10 protein-coding genes are annotated in these 14782 nt (G+C 75.5%); 5 read left to right on the top strand and 5 right to left on the bottom strand.

The features are described 5' to 3' along the window. Positions 1 to 2: 2 nt before the first annotated feature. Positions 3 to 794, bottom strand: coding sequence for an IclR family transcriptional regulator (locus tag AC3ANM_RS10350; protein ID WP_488284334.1), 792 nt, complete (start codon positions 792 to 794; stop codon positions 3 to 5). A 91-nt stretch (positions 795 to 885) separates the two neighbouring features. On the opposite strand from AC3ANM_RS10350, the gene hutH reads away from it, so the two are divergent. Together hutH and hutU are read left to right on the top strand one after the other, a co-directional pair. Further along, on the top strand, positions 886 to 2469 hold the full coding sequence (gene hutH / locus AC3ANM_RS10345; RefSeq protein ID WP_488284333.1) for a histidine ammonia-lyase: 1584 nt from the start codon (positions 886 to 888) through the stop codon (positions 2467 to 2469). Between the two features lie 136 nt (positions 2470 to 2605). After that, positions 2606 to 4264, top strand: a complete 1659-nt coding sequence (hutU, locus tag AC3ANM_RS10340; protein WP_488284332.1) for a urocanate hydratase — start codon at positions 2606 to 2608, stop codon at positions 4262 to 4264. On the opposite strand, the gene AC3ANM_RS10335 is transcribed toward hutU, so the two are convergent. After that, positions 4236 to 4712, bottom strand: a complete 477-nt coding sequence (locus AC3ANM_RS10335) for an aminoacyl-tRNA deacylase (RefSeq protein WP_488284331.1) — start codon at positions 4710 to 4712, stop codon at positions 4236 to 4238. The genes hutU and AC3ANM_RS10335 overlap by 29 nt on opposite strands. 23 nt (positions 4713 to 4735) lie before the next feature. Between AC3ANM_RS10335 and AC3ANM_RS10330 the strand changes: the two genes are divergently transcribed. From AC3ANM_RS10330 to hutI, 3 genes are read left to right on the top strand one after another with little or no spacing between them, the layout of a single operon-like run. Next, positions 4736 to 5929 carry an allantoate amidohydrolase gene (locus AC3ANM_RS10330; RefSeq protein WP_488284330.1) on the top strand — a complete coding sequence of 398 codons (1194 nt, stop codon included), beginning with the start codon at positions 4736 to 4738 and terminating at the stop codon, positions 5927 to 5929. Further along, positions 5926 to 7290, top strand: a complete 1365-nt coding sequence (locus AC3ANM_RS10325; RefSeq protein WP_488284329.1) for a formimidoylglutamate deiminase — start codon at positions 5926 to 5928, stop codon at positions 7288 to 7290. The genes AC3ANM_RS10330 and AC3ANM_RS10325 overlap by 4 nt, the downstream gene beginning before the upstream one ends. Then, positions 7287 to 8459, top strand: a complete 1173-nt coding sequence (gene hutI, locus AC3ANM_RS10320) for an imidazolonepropionase (protein WP_488284328.1) — start codon at positions 7287 to 7289, stop codon at positions 8457 to 8459. The genes AC3ANM_RS10325 and hutI overlap by 4 nt, the downstream gene beginning before the upstream one ends. 22 nt (positions 8460 to 8481) lie before the next feature. On the opposite strand, the gene AC3ANM_RS10315 is transcribed toward hutI, so the two are convergent. The 3 genes from AC3ANM_RS10315 to AC3ANM_RS10305 form a co-directional block, all read right to left on the bottom strand. After that, positions 8482 to 10200, bottom strand: coding sequence for a glycoside hydrolase family 13 protein (locus AC3ANM_RS10315; protein WP_488284327.1), 1719 nt, complete (start codon positions 10198 to 10200; stop codon positions 8482 to 8484). A gap of 114 nt (positions 10201 to 10314) precedes the next feature. Continuing rightward, positions 10315 to 11391 carry a hypothetical protein gene (locus AC3ANM_RS10310; protein ID WP_488284326.1) on the bottom strand — a complete coding sequence of 359 codons (1077 nt, stop codon included), beginning with the start codon at positions 11389 to 11391 and terminating at the stop codon, positions 10315 to 10317. A 51-nt stretch (positions 11392 to 11442) separates the two neighbouring features. Further along, positions 11443 to 14760 carry a hypothetical protein gene (locus AC3ANM_RS10305; protein WP_488284325.1) on the bottom strand — a complete coding sequence of 1106 codons (3318 nt, stop codon included), beginning with the start codon at positions 14758 to 14760 and terminating at the stop codon, positions 11443 to 11445. Positions 14761 to 14782 lie beyond the last annotated feature (22 nt).

Below are 14782 nucleotides of genomic sequence, written 5' to 3'. Positions count from 1 at the left end.
CGCTAGGGCCGCGAGGTTGCGGCGTCAACGACACCGGTGCGGCCGCCGATGCGCCGGGTGAGCTCGAGGGCCACCCGCGTCAGCTGACGGGTGATGGCCGCCCGCGCCGCGTCGTCGACCTCCTCGCTGCGGTAGGTGACCGCCACGCCGGCCACCGGGTGACCTCCGTGGTCGCGGACGGCCGCCGCCACCGAGGCGAAGCCCGGGGTGACGGAGCCGTCCTCGTGGGCGAACCCGTCCCGGCGGACCTGCGCGAGCTCGCGGCGCAGCGCCGGCAGCGACCCCGGCCCGATGCCGTGGCGCTGCACGAACGCCTCCCGCGAGGGGAAGAGAGCACGCACCTGGGCGGGGGGCAGTGCGGCGAGCATCGCCAGGCCGCTGGCGGTGAGGTGCGCCGGCAGCCGCACGCCGACGTCGGTCACCAGCGGCGGCCGGCCCGGGGCACGTTCCTCGACCACGTAGAGGACGTCCCGGCCGTGCAGCACGGCCAGGTGCGCGTTGTGCGTCGTGGCGTCGACCAGGCGGGCGAGCAGCGGCCGGGCGATCCGGGCCAGCGGCGCCTGCCGGGAGTACGCCGAGCCCAGCTCGAACGCCGCGACGCCCAGGCCCCAGCGGCGCTCCTCGGGCAGGTGCACCACGAAGCCTTCCCGGCGCAGGACCGTCAGCAGGTGGTAGACGCTCGAGCGCGGCAGGTCCAGGTCGCGCGCGATCGCCGCGGCCGGCACGGGTGTGGTGTGCCGCGCCAGCAGCTTGAGCACCGCGAGGGCCTGCGCTGCGGCGGGAGCGTTCGACACGGCATACAGCCTCTCAGAGATGTCTCGGATCCGAGACACAACCGGCCCCACGGTGGGTGCCGTGCGTCCGGCCAGCGGCTGGAATGGGCGCATGAGCACCGAGATCGCCGCGCCCCCTGCCGACCAGGCTGGGCGGAGCGCCACCGTCAGCGTCGGCCGTGGGCCGGTGACCTTCGAGGACGTCGTCGCGGTCGCCCGCCACGACGCGCGGGTCGAGCTGTCCGCCGAGGCCCTGGAGGAGGTCCGCCGCACGCGCACCGTCGTCGAGGAGCTCGCCGACGACGTCGAGCCGCACTACGGCGTCTCCACCGGGTTCGGCGCGCTCGCGACCCGCCACATCCCCACCGAGCTGCGCGCCCAGCTGCAGCGCAGCCTCGTGCGCAGCCACGCCGCCGGCTCCGGCCCCGAGGTCGAGCGCGAGGTGGTGCGCGCGCTGATGCTGCTGCGCCTGTCCACCCTCGCCACCGGGCGCACCGGCGTGCGCGAGGAGGTCGCCACGACCTACGCCGCGCTGCTCAACGCCGGGATCACCCCGGTCGTGCACGAGTACGGCAGCCTCGGCTGCTCCGGCGACCTCGCGCCCCTGGCCCACTGCGCGCTCGCCCTCATGGGCGAGGGCACGGTGCGCGACGCCTCCGGCGAGCTCCGCGACGCCGCGGAGGCCCTGGAGGCAGCCGGTATCGCGCCGGTCGCCCTGCGCGAGAAGGAGGGGCTGGCGCTCATCAACGGCACCGACGGGATGCTCGGCATGCTGGTGCTGGCGATCACCGACCTGCGGATGCTGCTGACCACCGCCGACATCACCGCGGCCATGAGCGTCGAGGCGCTGCTGGGCACCGACGCCGTCTTCGCCGCCGACCTGCAAGCGCTGCGCCCGCACCCGGGCCAGGCCGCCTCGGCCGCCAACCTGCGGGAGGTGCTCGCGGGCAGCGCGATCATGGAGAGCCACCGCGGCCCGGAGTGCACCCGCGTGCAGGACGCCTACTCCCTGCGCTGCGCCCCCCAGGTCGCCGGCGGGGTCCGCGACACCGTCGACCACGCCGCCGTCGTCGCCGGGCGCGAGCTCGCCGCCGCCGTCGACAACCCGGTCATCACCCTCGACGGCCGCGTGGAGTCCAACGGGAACTTCCACGGGGCGCCGGTCGCCTACGTGCTGGACTTCCTCGCCATCGTCGCCGCCGACCTTGCCAGCATGTCCGAGCGGCGCACCGACCGGTTCCTCGACGTCTCGCGCAACCACGGCCTGCACGCGTTCCTCGCCGACGACCCCGGCGTGGACAGCGGGCACATGATCGCGCAGTACACCCAGGCCGCGATCGTCTCGGAGATGAAGCGCCTGGCCGTGCCCGCCAGCGTCGACTCGATCCCCAGCTCGGCGATGCAGGAGGACCACGTCTCGATGGGCTGGTCCGGCGCCCGCAAGCTGCGCCGCGCCGTCGACGGGCTCACCCGGGTCCTCGCCGTGGAGCTGCTCACCGCGGCCCGCGCCCTCGACCTGCGCGCCCCGCTGGAGCCGGCCCCCGCCACCGCCGCCGTCGTCGCGGCGCTGCGCGAGGTCGCCCCCGGCCCGGGCGTGGACCGCTTCCTCGCCCCCGAGATCGAGGCGGCCGTGCAGGTCGTCGCCACCGGCGCCGCCGTCCGCGCCGCCGAGTCCGTCACCGGCCCCCTCAACTGAACCACCCGTCATACCGCCGTGCTCACCACCACCGCTTTGCTCACTTCAGGCCGCTCCCGGCCCCTGTTCGGGGTCCGGAAACCGGCCTCGGCTGAGCAAACCGGCCTGAGCTGAGCAAAGTCCGAAGGAGACTGCAATGGAAGGCGCCCGTCCCGTGCGTGCCGCGCGCGGCACCACCCTCACCGCGAAGTCGTGGCAGACCGAGGCCCCGCTTCGGATGCTCATGAACAACCTCGACCCCGAGGTGGCCGAGCGACCCGACGACCTCGTCGTCTACGGCGGCACCGGCCGCGCGGCGCGCGACTGGCGCAGCTTCGACGCCATGGTCCGCACGCTGACCACGCTGGAGAAGGACGAGACGATGCTCGTCCAGTCCGGCCGCCCGGTCGGCGTCATGCGCACCCACGAGTGGGCACCGCGGGTGATCCTGGCCAACTCCAACCTCGTCGGCGACTGGGCGACGTGGCCGGAGTTCCGCCGGCTGGAGCACCTCGGGCTGACGATGTACGGCCAGATGACCGCCGGGTCGTGGATCTACATCGGCACCCAGGGCATCCTCCAAGGCACCTACGAGACGTTCGCCGCCGTGGCGGCGAAGCGGTTCAACGGCACCCTCGCCGGCACGCTGACCCTCACCGGCGGGTGCGGCGGCATGGGTGGCGCCCAGCCCCTCGCGGTGACGATGAACGACGGCGTCTGCCTCGTCGTCGACGTCGACGAGACGCGGCTGCGCCGCCGGGTCGAGCACCGCTACCTCGACGAGGTGGCGACCTCGCTCGACGCCGCGGTGGAGGCCGCGCTGAAGGCCAAGGCCGACAAGCGCGCCCTGTCGATCGGCATCGTCGGCAACTGCGCCACCGTCTTCCCCGAGCTGCTGCGCCGCGGTGTCGAGATCGACATCGTCACCGACCAGACCAGCGCCCACGACCCGCTGTCCTACCTGCCCGAGGGCATCTCGGTGGAGGACTGGCACGACTACGCCGAGGCCAAGCCGGAGGAGTTCACCGACCGGGCGCGGGCGTCGATGGCCAAGCACGTCGAGGCCATGGTCGGCTTCCTGGACGCCGGTGCCGAGGTGTTCGACTACGGCAACTCGATCCGCGACGAGGCACGGCTGGGCGGCTACGACCGGGCGTTCGCCTTCCCCGGCTTCGTGCCGGCCTACATCCGGCCGCTGTTCTGCGAGGGCAAGGGCCCGTTCCGCTGGGCCGCGCTGTCGGGCAACCCCAAGGACATCGCCGCGACCGACAAGGCGGTGCTCGACCTCTTCCCCGACAACGACCACCTGCACCGGTGGATCAAGAAGGCCGGGGAGCGCGTGGCGTTCCAGGGCCTGCCGGCGCGGATCTGCTGGCTCGGCTACGGCGAGCGGGACAAGGCCGGCCTGCGGTTCAACGAGATGGTGGCCTCCGGCGAGCTCGAGGCCCCGATCGTCATCGGCCGCGACCACCTCGACTGCGGCTCGGTCGCCTCGCCCTACCGCGAGACCGAGTCGATGCTCGACGGCTCCGACGCGATCGCCGACTGGCCGCTGCTCAACGCGATGATCAACACCGCCTCCGGTGCCTCGTGGGTCTCGATCCACCACGGCGGCGGCGTCGGCATCGGCCGGTCCATCCACGCCGGGCAGGTCTCCCTGGCCGACGGTACGGCCCTGGCGGCGGAGAAGCTCGCCCGCGTGCTGACCAACGACCCCGGCATGGGCGTCATCCGGCACGTCGACGCCGGCTACGACCTCGCCGAGCAGGTGGCGCAGGAGCGCGGCGTCAGGGTGCCGATGCGAGAGGGTCAGTGACGTCGGCGACCTGAGCGTCCAGCACCCGGATGACGTCGTCGCCCTCGGCGGTGAACGCCACGCCGTGGGCGCCGGCGCCGAGCGAGATGCGGCGGCCGGCCACGGTCGCGTCGGCCACGACCGGCCAGGCGCGGGTCGAGCCGAACGGCGTGATGGTGCCCCGCTCGTAGCCGGTCACGTCCTTGGCCACCGCGGCGTCGGGCATCGACAGCCGGTTGACGCCGAGCAGCGCGCGCAGCTTGGGCCAGGAGATCTCGCGGTCGCCGGGCACGAGGACGAACAGGTAGTCGTCCTCGGCCCGGCGCACCACGAGGGTCTTGATGATGTCGCCCGGCTCCACCCCGCGGGCGGCGGCGGCCTCCGCCAGGCTGCCGACCCGGCCGTGCCGGGTGACGGTGTGCGCGATACCGGCCGCCTCGATCGCCGCCGTGGCCCGTTCCTCAGACATGACTCCCACCCTAGGTTGATGACATGACGTTCGACGGCATGTGGGCCGAGCTCCTCCCGGTCGGCCGGGACCCGCACACCGGCGGCTACCGCCGGTTCGCGTGGACCCGCACCGACCACGACCTGCGCGAGTGGTTCGCCGCGGAGGCCTCCTCGCGCGGGCTGGACCTGGTCACCGACCGCGCCGGCAACCAGTGGGCGTGGTGGGGCGATCCCGACCACGATGGACCCGGGCTTGTCCTCGGGTCGCACCTGGACTCCGTCCCCGACGGCGGCGCGTATGACGGGCCGCTCGGCGTCGTCACCGCCCTCGCCACCGTGGAGGCCTTGCAGCGTCAGGGTTTTCGCCCGTCCCGGCCGATCGGCGTCGTCAACTTCGTCGACGAGGAGGGCGCGCGCTTCGGCATCGCGTGCGCCGGCTCGCGGATCATCACTGGAGCCCTGGACGCGGACCGCGCCCGTGGTCTGCGCGACGGGGACGGGCGCACGATGGCCGAGGCGATGACTGCGGCGGGGCACGACCCGAGCCGGCTCGGCCGCGACGAGGAGACCCTGCGCAGGGTGGGGACCTTCGTCGAGCTGCACGTGGAGCAGGGCCGGGGCCTGGTCGACCTCGGCCGCGCCGTCGGGGTCGGGTCGGCGATCTGGCCGCACGGGCGCTGGCGGCTCGACCTGGCCGGGGAGGCCAACCACGCGGGGACGACGCGCCTCGAGGACCGGCGCGACCCGATGCTCGCCCTGGCCTCGGCGATCACCTCGGCGCGGGACGCCGCGGCCGGCCAGGGGTGCGTCGCCACGGTCGGCAAGGTCCGCGTGGAACCCAACGGGGTCAACGCGATTCCCTCACGCGTCACCGCCTGGCTGGACGCCCGCGGACCGGCCGAGGGCGGGGTGCGGGCCGTCGTGGAGGAGGTCGGTGAGCGCACCGGCGTCGCGCCGGTTGAGGAGTCCTGGACCGGGGAGACCGCCTTCGACGCGCCCCTGGCAACCCGGCTGGCGGCGCTGCTGTCCGACGCCCCGGTCCTTGCGACCGGCGCCGGTCACGACGCCGGCGTGCTGGCCACGGCCGGCGTGCCCACCGCGATGCTGTTCGTGCGCAACCCGACCGGGATCTCGCACTCCCCGGCCGAGCTCGCCGAGCACGAGGACTGCCTCGCGGGGGTGGAGGCGCTCACCACGGTGGCCCGCGAGCTGGCCTCACCCGGGTCGGCCTCATGAGCGGTGAGGGGCGCACCCGACGCTGGCACGCGGCATACGCGCTGCTGCCCACCGGGCTCGCGCGGGAGGTGACCTTCGAGGTCACCGACGGGCGGTTCACCGCCGTCACACCGGAGAGCACGGCCGGGGACGCCGAGCGGCTGCCGGGCGTGGTGCTGCCGGGCCTGGCCAACGCGCACAGCCACGCCTTCCACCGCGCGCTGCGCGGTCGCACCCATGCCGGCGGCGGCACCTTCTGGACGTGGCGTGAGGGCATGTATGCCGTTGCGGCGCAGCTGGATCCGGACTCCTACCTCGCGCTGGCAAGGGCGACGTACGCCGAGATGGCGCTCGCCGGGGTGACCGGCGTCGGCGAGTTCCACTACCTGCACCACGCGCCCGGCGGGGCGGCGTATGCCGACCCCAACGCGATGGCGGAGGCGCTGCGCCAGGCGGCCGCCGAGGCGGGGATCCGGCTGACCCTGCTGGACACCTGCTACCTCACCGGCGGGCTGACCGCCGACGGGCACGTCCCGCTTGGGCCGGAGCAGCTGCGCTTCGGCGACGGGACCGTGGAGCGTTGGGAGGCGAGGGTGTCCGCGCTCAGGCCCTCGGCGGGGATGCGGCTGGGGGCGGCCATCCACTCGGTGCGTGCGGTGCCCCGGGCGGTGCTGGGCGACGTCGCCTACGTCGCGGAGCACGGGCTGGGGCCGGGCTCGGTGGCGGCGGGGATGCCGCTGCACGTGCACCTGTCCGAGCAGCCGGCGGAGAACGAGGCATGCCAACGGTTCTACGGCCTGACGCCCACCGGGCTGCTGGACGCCGAGGGCGTCCTCGGACCGCGGACGACCGCCGTCCACGCGACGCACCTGACCGCTGCTGACATCGCGGCGCTCGGACGCTCCCGGACCACGGCCTGCTTCTGCCCGACCACCGAGCGAGACCTCGCCGACGGAATCGGCCCGGCGCGGGCGCTGCGCGACGCCGGCGCCCCGCTGTCGCTGGGCTCGGACCAGCACGCCGTCATCGACCTGCTCGAGGAAGCCCGGGCCCTGGAGATGCACGAGCGGCTGGACTCGTTGCAGCGCGGGCGTTTCCGCCCCGAGGAGGTCCTGGTGGCCGCGACCGCGCACGGAAGCATCGGCTGGGAGGACGCCGGCCGGCTCGAGGTCGGTGCGCGCGCCGATCTCGTCGCGGTCCGCCTCGACACCCCGCGCACCGCCGGCAGCGCCCCGGAGCAGGTCGTGATGAGCGCCTCGGCGACCGACGTGGACACCGTCGTCGTCGACGGCCGGGCGGTCGTCCGCGCCGGCGAGCACGTGCTCGGCGACGTGGGAACGTTGCTGCGCAAGGCGATCGAGCCGCTCTGGGAGGGCATGTGAGCACCACGCTGGTCACCGGCATCACCGAGCTCGTCACCAACGACCCGGGGCTCGGTGACGGGTCGCCCCTGGGGTTGGTGCCCGACGCCGCGGTCGTCGTCGACGGCGACCACGTCGCCTGGGTCGGGCCGGCCCGGTCGGCCCCCGACGCCGACATCGAGCTCGACCTCGGCGGCTGCGCGGTCGTGCCCGGCTTCGTCGACTCCCACTCCCACCTCGTCTTCGCCGGTGACCGGGCCGCCGAGTTCGCCGCCCGGATGTCCGGCACCCCCTACGACGGCGGTGGGATCGCCACGTCCGTCGCCGCAACTCGGGCCGCCTCCGACGACGTGCTGCGGGCCCTCGTGGCCGCCCGCGTGAGCGAGATGCGCGACCAGGGCACGACGACGGTTGAGATCAAGAGCGGCTACGGCCTGACCGTCGAGGACGAGGCGCGGGCGCTGCGGGTCGCGCGCGAGCTGACCCCGGAGACGACCTACCTCGGCGCCCACGTGGTCCCCGGTGACTACGCGGGCCGGCGCGAGGACTACGTCGCGCTGGTGGCCGGGGAGATGCTGCGGGCCTGCGCCCCGCACGCCCGCTGGGTCGACGTCTTCTGCGAGCCGCACAGCGCCCACGCGTTCACCGCCGACGAGGCCCGCGAGGTGCTGCTCGCCGGCCGGGCCGCGGGGCTGGAGCTGCGCGTCCACGGCAACCAGCTCGGCCACGGCCCCGGCGTGCAGCTGGCCGTCGAGCTCGGCGCCGCCAGCGTCGACCACTGCACCTGGCTCTCCGACGCCGATGTCGACGCGCTAGCCGGCGCCGCCGCCACGACGGTGGCCACCCTGCTGCCGGGCGTGGAGTTCTCCACGCGCTCGCCCTACCCGGACGGGCGGCGGCTGCTCGACGCCGGCGTCAGCCTCGCCCTGGCGAGCGACTGCAACCCCGGCACCTGCTACAGCTCCTCGATCCCGTTCATGCTCGCGCTGGCGGTGCGCGAGATGGGCCTGACGCCCGCCGAGGCGCTCCAGGCGGCGACGCTGGGCAGCGCGAGGGCGTTGCGGCGCCACGACATCGGACGGATCACCGTGGGCAGCCGTGCTGACCTCACGGTCCTGGAGGCGCCGTCCTACCTGCACCTGGTCTACCGACCCGGGGTGCCGCTCGCCCGGGCCCTCGACCTGCCCTGAGCCGACCTGAGCCTGCCCCGGGTCAGGCCGGGCCGAGCCAGACGGTCGTGTCCGGCGGCACCGCTCCCGAGGCGTCGAGCTCGCCGCTGGCCAGCAGCACCACCGCGTCGGCGGGCAGCCCCACGGGCTGCTCGCCGACGTTGGCGAGCACGCGCAGGTCACCGTTGGTGAAGGTGACCACGTCCGGCGCTCCCGCAACCCACGTGAGGTCGCCGCTGCCGAGGCGACGTGCGCGGCGCAGTCGCAGCGCCGCGCGATACAGCTCCAGGGTCGAGCCGGCGACGCCGCGCTGGGCGTCCACGGCAAAGCGGCTCCAGTCCCGCGGCTGGGGCAGCCAGCTGCAGCCGTTCGGGGAGAAGCCGTATGCCGGTGCCGCCGCCTCCCAGGGGATCGGCACCCGGGCGCCGTCCCTGCCCTTCTCGACCCCGGCGGTCCGCGCGAACGTCGGGTCCTGGCGTGCGCCGTCCGGCAGCGTGGTGTGCTCGGGCAGGCCGAGCTCCTCGCCCTGGTAGAGGTAGGCCGAGCCGGGCAGCGCGAGCATGAGCAGCGTCGCCGCGCGGGCCCGGCGAAGCCCGACCGCCTCGTCGGGCTGGGGGTCGTCGGCGCCGATGCCGGTCATCCGGCCCCCGCGGGCCGGGGTGCCCAGCCGGCTGGCGTGGCGGACGACGTCGTGGTTGGACAGCACCCAGGTCGTCGGTGCGCCGACCGCGTCGTTGGCCCGCAGCGACGCCTCGATCGTGTGCCGCAGGTCCGCGGCCCGCCACGGGGTCAGCAGGTAGTGGAAGTTGAACGCCTGGTGCATCTCATCAGGCCGGGCGTAGCGGGCCACCCGGTCCAGGTCGGCGACCCACGCCTCGGCCACGAGCGCGCGCTCGCCGGCGTAGCCCTCCAGCAGCCGCCGCCACGCCCGGTAGACCTCGTGCACGCCCTCCTGGTCCCGGGCCGGGTGCGGCTTGCCGTCGGCGTCGAGGCCCTGCACGCGCAGCGGGCCGTGCCAGTCGGGCAGCGCCGGGTCCTTGACCAGCCCGGAGGCGACGTCGACGCGGAAGCCGTCGACCCCGCGGTCGAGCCAGAACCGGATCACGTCCTCGAAGTCCGCGCGCACCTCGGGGTGCTCCCAGCTGAGGTCGGGCTGGCGACGGTCGAAGAGGTGGAGGTACCACTGCCCGGGCCGGCCGTCGGCCCCGGTGACCCGGGTCCACGCCGGCCCACCGAAGGCGCTGGACCAGTTGTTCGGGGGCAGCTCACCACCGTGGCCCCGTCCGTCCCGGAAGACGTATCGCGCGCGCTCCGGGCTGCCGGGCGGGCTCGTCAGGGCGGCCGCGAACCACGGGTGGGCGTCGCTGGTGTGGTTCGGGACGAGGTCGACGATCACCCTGAGCCCGAGCTCGTGGGCCCGGGTGAGCAGCGCGTCGGCGTCGGCCAGGGAGCCGAAGAGCGGGTCGACGTCGCGGTGGTCGCAGATGTCGTAGCCGGCGTCGGCCTGCGGGGAGGGGTAGAACGGCGAGAGCCAGACGGCGTCGACCCCGAGGTCGGCCAGGTGGTCCAGCCGGGCGGTGATCCCGGGCAGGTCCCCGACGCCGTCACCGTCGCTGTCGGCCCAGGACCGCGGGTAGACCTGGTAGATCACCGCGTGCCGGTGCCAGGGCGAGTCGGCCGGTTCGGCGGGGTGGAGCGGCCGGGCGGCTGCGGCGCTCGCGGCGCGATGCCCGGGAGTGGTCTCGGCAGGTGTGGCAGGCACGGGCACCCAGTCTGCCCGCACCGGCGTGGGTCGGCGCGGTGAGTGGTGGCGCCCGCCTGTGGCCGCCGGGGCCGGTGGGCCGGCGCCCCACCGGGGGGCGCCGGCCCGAGGAGATCAGCCCTTGTGGGCCGGCTCCGTCGCGCGGTCCGCGGACTCGTCGGAGTCCTTGGGGGTCTCGGCCTTGGCCTCATCGGCCTTGGCGTCGTCGGCCTTGGCGTCGGTGGCCTTCGCGGGCTGCTCGATCTTGGCGGTGTCCTCCTGCGAGGCCGGCTTGGCCGGTGCGGGGACCTCGGCGATGTCCTCGATGGCGGCCGGCAGGGACACGCCGCCAAGGGTGGCCAGCATCTGGCGCACGTTCGTGAGCTGGGCGTTGATCGAGTCGCGCCGCTGGGTGGCGGCGGAGAGCTCGCGCTCGGACTCGGAGCGGATCCGCTCGGCGCGCGACTTGGCCTCGCTGACGATCATCTCGGCCTGCTGCTGGGCCTGCTCGAGCTGGCGCTGCGCGCGGGTCGAGGCCTCCTTGGCGGCGGCGTCCGACTCCCGACGGGTCTGCTCGATCTGCTGCTGCATGGCGGCCATCTCGCGCTCGGCGGCGGCGTGGCGCTCGGTGAACTCGGCGGCCGCCTTCTCGCGTCGCTCGGCGAGGGTGGTCTCGAAGTCCGTGGCGGCCTTGGCCGACTTGGCGCGCTGCTGCTCGTAGACGGCCTCGGCCTCCTCGCGGCGGGCGGTGGCGTCACGGTCGGCCTCGTCGAGGACGTTCTCGGCGCGGCGGTGGGCCTCGGCGACGAGCTGCTTGGCCTCGCTCTCCGCAGCGGAGACGACGTCGGCCGCGTGCGCCTCGGCCTCGGCCTTGACCTTGCGGGCGGTGGCCTCGGCGTCCTTGCGCTGGGCCGCGGCGTCGGCCGTCGCGTCCGTGCGCATGTTGACGGCCTCCTGCTCGGCCAGGGTGAGGATCTCACCCACGCGGGCGCCGAGGTCGGCGAACGTCGGGGCCGAGGAGCTCTCCTGCTTGGCCTGGGCGCGGCCCTGCCACTTCTGGGCCTCGTCGGCGAAGCGCTCGGCGCGCTCGGCCTGCCGGGTCGCGTCGGAACGGGCGCTGTCGAGGGCGGCCATCAGGGAACGCACGTGGTCGTCCACCTGGGACGGCTCGTAGCCGCGGAGGACGGTGCGGAACTGCAGGGACTCAGTCATGACCTTCTCTTCATATCTATCGGGGGTGGGAGGGGAGGTGTCGAGGGGACGTCAGCGGCCCTGGCGGCGCCCGGCGAGGCGTTCCGCCAGGCTCAGTGGTCGAGGGGCCGCGGGCGGCTCGGGGGAGGGCGCCGGGGCCGCCTCGTCCGCCTGTCTCGCCGCGGGCTCCTGCGGCGGTGCCGGGACGGCCGGGATGGCGGGGTCGGTGTCGTCGGTGGCGCGGCTCCGCTGCGGCGCCGGCGCCGGGGACGACCCACGGACCAGCGCGGCGAGCAGGGAGGCAGCCGAGGGGTCCATGACCCCGGACGGGGTCGGGTCCTCCGCCGGCAGCTCACGCGGGGCCGCTGCGTTGACGGCCCGTTGGCCCGGGTCCGTCGCCGGCCCCGGCTCGTCGGCGTGCTGCGGCTCGTCGGCGTGCTGCGGCTCGTCGGCGCGCTCCGGCTCGTCGGCGCGCTCCGGGTCGGGGGCGCGCTCGGGATGGGGTCGCTCCGGACCGCGCACGAGGCCGCGCAGCGCCTCGCGCACGCTGTCATCGACCTGGTGGCTCGGTGCCCCCTCGTCGCCGGGGTGAGCCTGGCCGTTCGCAGCGCTGACCAGAGGGGGGCCGGCGTGCGGTGTCGCCCGCTCGAACGGGGCATCGCGGTCGACCGCGAAGTCGTCGAGGAAGAAACGGGCGCCGAAGGTGTCCCGGCTGGGCCGTGGGCGCCATGAGGCGCTGCGCTCGCCGACGGGCCCGTTGGAGCGCTTGGCCGCCACGCCCTGGTCGGCCGGGTCCCCGTCATGGTCCTCGGCCGGGCCCTCGCGGTCCTCGGCGTCGTCGTCGGTGTCGTGCTCGTCAGCGACCTGCGCGCGCTCGTCCTGCTCCAGCCCGGCGGTGTCCCCGGAGCCATCGGCTGCGCCCGCAGGCATCAGCACCGTCGCCTCAGCAGGCTCCGACGCGTCAGCGGCGCCGGCAGGGAGCAGCACGGTGGCCTCGCCGCCGACCGGGGCGTATCGGACCGTGGATCCGTCCCCCGCGTCATCGGCTTCGCCGTCCAGGGATCCGGCGTCCCCCGAGTCCGCGTCCGTCAGGTCGGCGTCCGTCGGGTCGGCCTCCGTCGGGTCGGCCTCCGTCGGGTCGGCGGCCGATGCGTCGACATCCACCGCGCCATCGTTGGCTGCGTCGGCGTCCTGGTGGTCTGCCGGCTGCTCCGGGGTGGCCCCGGCCGCGGTGTCGTCAGCGGAACCCTCGGTGGGGTCGGCCTCAGCGGCCGGCTCGTCGGAAGCCTCGTCCGGGCCCGCCTCGTCCGTTGCTTCGGACGCGGCTGCTTCGGACGCGGCTGCTTCGGACGCGGCGTCGCCACCCTCGTCGGCGGTCTCCTCACCCGTGACCTCGGCGTCGGACGGCGCCGTCGGCGCGTCCTCCGGGAGGGGATCGGTGGCGCCGTCGGCTTCGTCGGGAGCCTCGTCCGTGGCGACCTCGCCGGTTGCCTCGTCCGGGGTCGCTCCGCCGGTCGACTCGGCCGCGGCGGCGTCGACGGAGTCGTCCACCGGCGCCGTCTCGCCGTCGGCGTCCTGGGCCTCGCCGGGCGCCTCCGCAGCCACCCCGCCGACCAGCTCGCCGTCGCTGTCCTCCGCCGCATCCTGCGGGTCGTCGGAGCCGTCCACGTCGTCGGACGCCTCGCCCTGGCTCACCTCGCCGGTCGCCTCGTCCGGGCCGTCGACGGAGTCGTCCCCGGCGACCGCCAGGTCGTCGGCACCCTCTTCCGGCTGGCCGGCCTCGCCGGTCGCCTCGTCGGCCTCGCCAGCCTCTTCGGCCTCCTTGCCGTCGGAGGCGGGCGCCACGTCCTCGGCCCACGCCAGCAGCTCGGCGGCACTGATCCGCCCGACCGGGGCACCGCCTCCGGAGCCCGAGCCGGACGAGCCGACGCCCATCTCGCCGGACGGCAGCGAGATCCCGGCCAGGGCGCCCTCGGGCACGGCCAGAGCCTCGATCACGCCGGACAGGCCACCGAGCTCGTGGGCGATGGCGTCGCGGCGGTGGGTGAGCTGCTCGACCTCGGCGCGGGCCTCGGCCAGCATCGAGCGCGCACCGGCGCGCACCTCGTCGGCCTCGTCCCGGGCCTCGGCCAGGACGCGGGACGCCTCGTCCCGGGCGGACCGGCGCAGCTCGCGCGCCTCCCGCTGGGCCCGCCCCACGTCCTCGGCGGCACCCTCGCGCAGCGACCGGGCCCCGGCCTCGGCCTCGGCCAGCCGGCGCTCGGCCCGCTGCGTCCGCTGCTCGGCCAGGTCCGTGGCGTCCTTGAGCAGGCGCTCGGCCCGCTCCTCGGCGTCGGCCACGACGCGCGCCGCCTCGGCCTCGGCCGCCTCGGCACCCGCCCGGGCGTCGGCGGCCAGCGTCTCGGCCTCCTCGGTGGCCTCGGCCAGCCGACGCTCCGCGGCGTCCTGCGCGGACTGCAGGGAGAGCGCGGTGCGCTCCCGGACCGAGCGGATGATCTCCTCGGCCTCCTGGTGCGCGGCGGTCCGCAGCCCGTCGGCCTCCTGCGCGGCCTCCTCGAGCAGCTGCTCGACGGTCTCCCGGGCCTGCGTGGTCTCCTCGGCGGCGCGCGAGCGCTCCGCGTCGGCCTCGGCCCGCGCCTCCGCCCGGAGCCGTTCGGCGTCCTGCCGGGCCCCAGCCAGCTCGGCGTGGGCCGCGGCCACCTGCTCGCCGGACTCGCGCTCGGCCTCCTCGCGCACGCGCGCCACGTCCTGGTCGGCCTCGGCGCGCAGCTCCGCGACCTCGCGCTCGGCCGTCGCCCGCAGCACATCGGCGAGCGTCTGGGCCTCCTGGCTGGACCGGGCGGCCTCCGCCTCGATCTCCTCGCGCGCCTGTCGGGAGTCCTGGACCGACTCCTCCCGGATCCGCTGGGCCTCGCGCAGGGCGTCGGCGACGGAGAGCTTGGCCTGCTCGACGACCCGCTTGGCCTCCTCACGGGCGGCAGCGCGCCGCGCCTCGGCGTCCTCGCGGCTGTCCCGCTCGAGCTCCTCGGCCGCGCGGCGGGCGACGTCGTCGACGAGGGCGGCCTGGTCGCCGGCGTCCTCGACGATCTGGCGGGCCTCCTCGCGGGCGTCGGCCAGCAGCCGGTCCCGCTCGGCCTCGTGCCGGGACGCCTCGTCGCGCGCGCGAGCAGCGGCGCGCTCGAGGTCGGCGACCTCCTCGCGCAGGGTCGCCGCCTCCTGCCGCAGGGACTCCGACTCCTCCCGTGCGGCCCGTCGTACTGACTCGGCTTCGTCACGGGCCTGGCTGCGCAGCTGCTCTGCCTCGGCCTCTGCCTGGGCCTTCAGCAGGTCGACGTGCTCCTGGGCACGCGAGAGCAGCAGGACCGCAGGATCGACGCCCATCTGGTCCATCAGGGTCGCTCCGCGAGGTGGG

Source organism: Oryzihumus sp. JJN4-3R, from assembly GCF_057747915.1.
The sequence above is the reverse complement of the archived record's forward strand: the minus strand, read 5'-3'. Positions and strand labels throughout refer to the sequence as shown.

Bases quoted from the DNA above. Each gene is read 5' to 3' on its own strand.
- AC3ANM_RS10305 (WP_488284325.1), bottom strand. From the start codon at position 14,760: ATGGACCAGATGGGCGTCGATCCTGCGGTCCTGCTGCTCTCGCGTGCC.
- AC3ANM_RS10310 (WP_488284326.1), bottom strand. From the start codon at position 11,391: ATGACTGAGTCCCTGCAGTTCCGCACCGTCCTCCGCGGCTACGAGCCG.
- hutH (WP_488284333.1), top strand. From the start codon at position 886: ATGAGCACCGAGATCGCCGCGCCCCCTGCCGACCAGGCTGGGCGGAGC.
- AC3ANM_RS10335 (WP_488284331.1), bottom strand. From the start codon at position 4,712: ATGTCTGAGGAACGGGCCACGGCGGCGATCGAGGCGGCCGGTATCGCG.
- AC3ANM_RS10325 (WP_488284329.1), top strand. From the start codon at position 5,926: ATGAGCGGTGAGGGGCGCACCCGACGCTGGCACGCGGCATACGCGCTG.
- AC3ANM_RS10330 (WP_488284330.1), top strand. From the start codon at position 4,736: ATGACGTTCGACGGCATGTGGGCCGAGCTCCTCCCGGTCGGCCGGGAC.
- hutU (WP_488284332.1), top strand. From the start codon at position 2,606: ATGGAAGGCGCCCGTCCCGTGCGTGCCGCGCGCGGCACCACCCTCACC.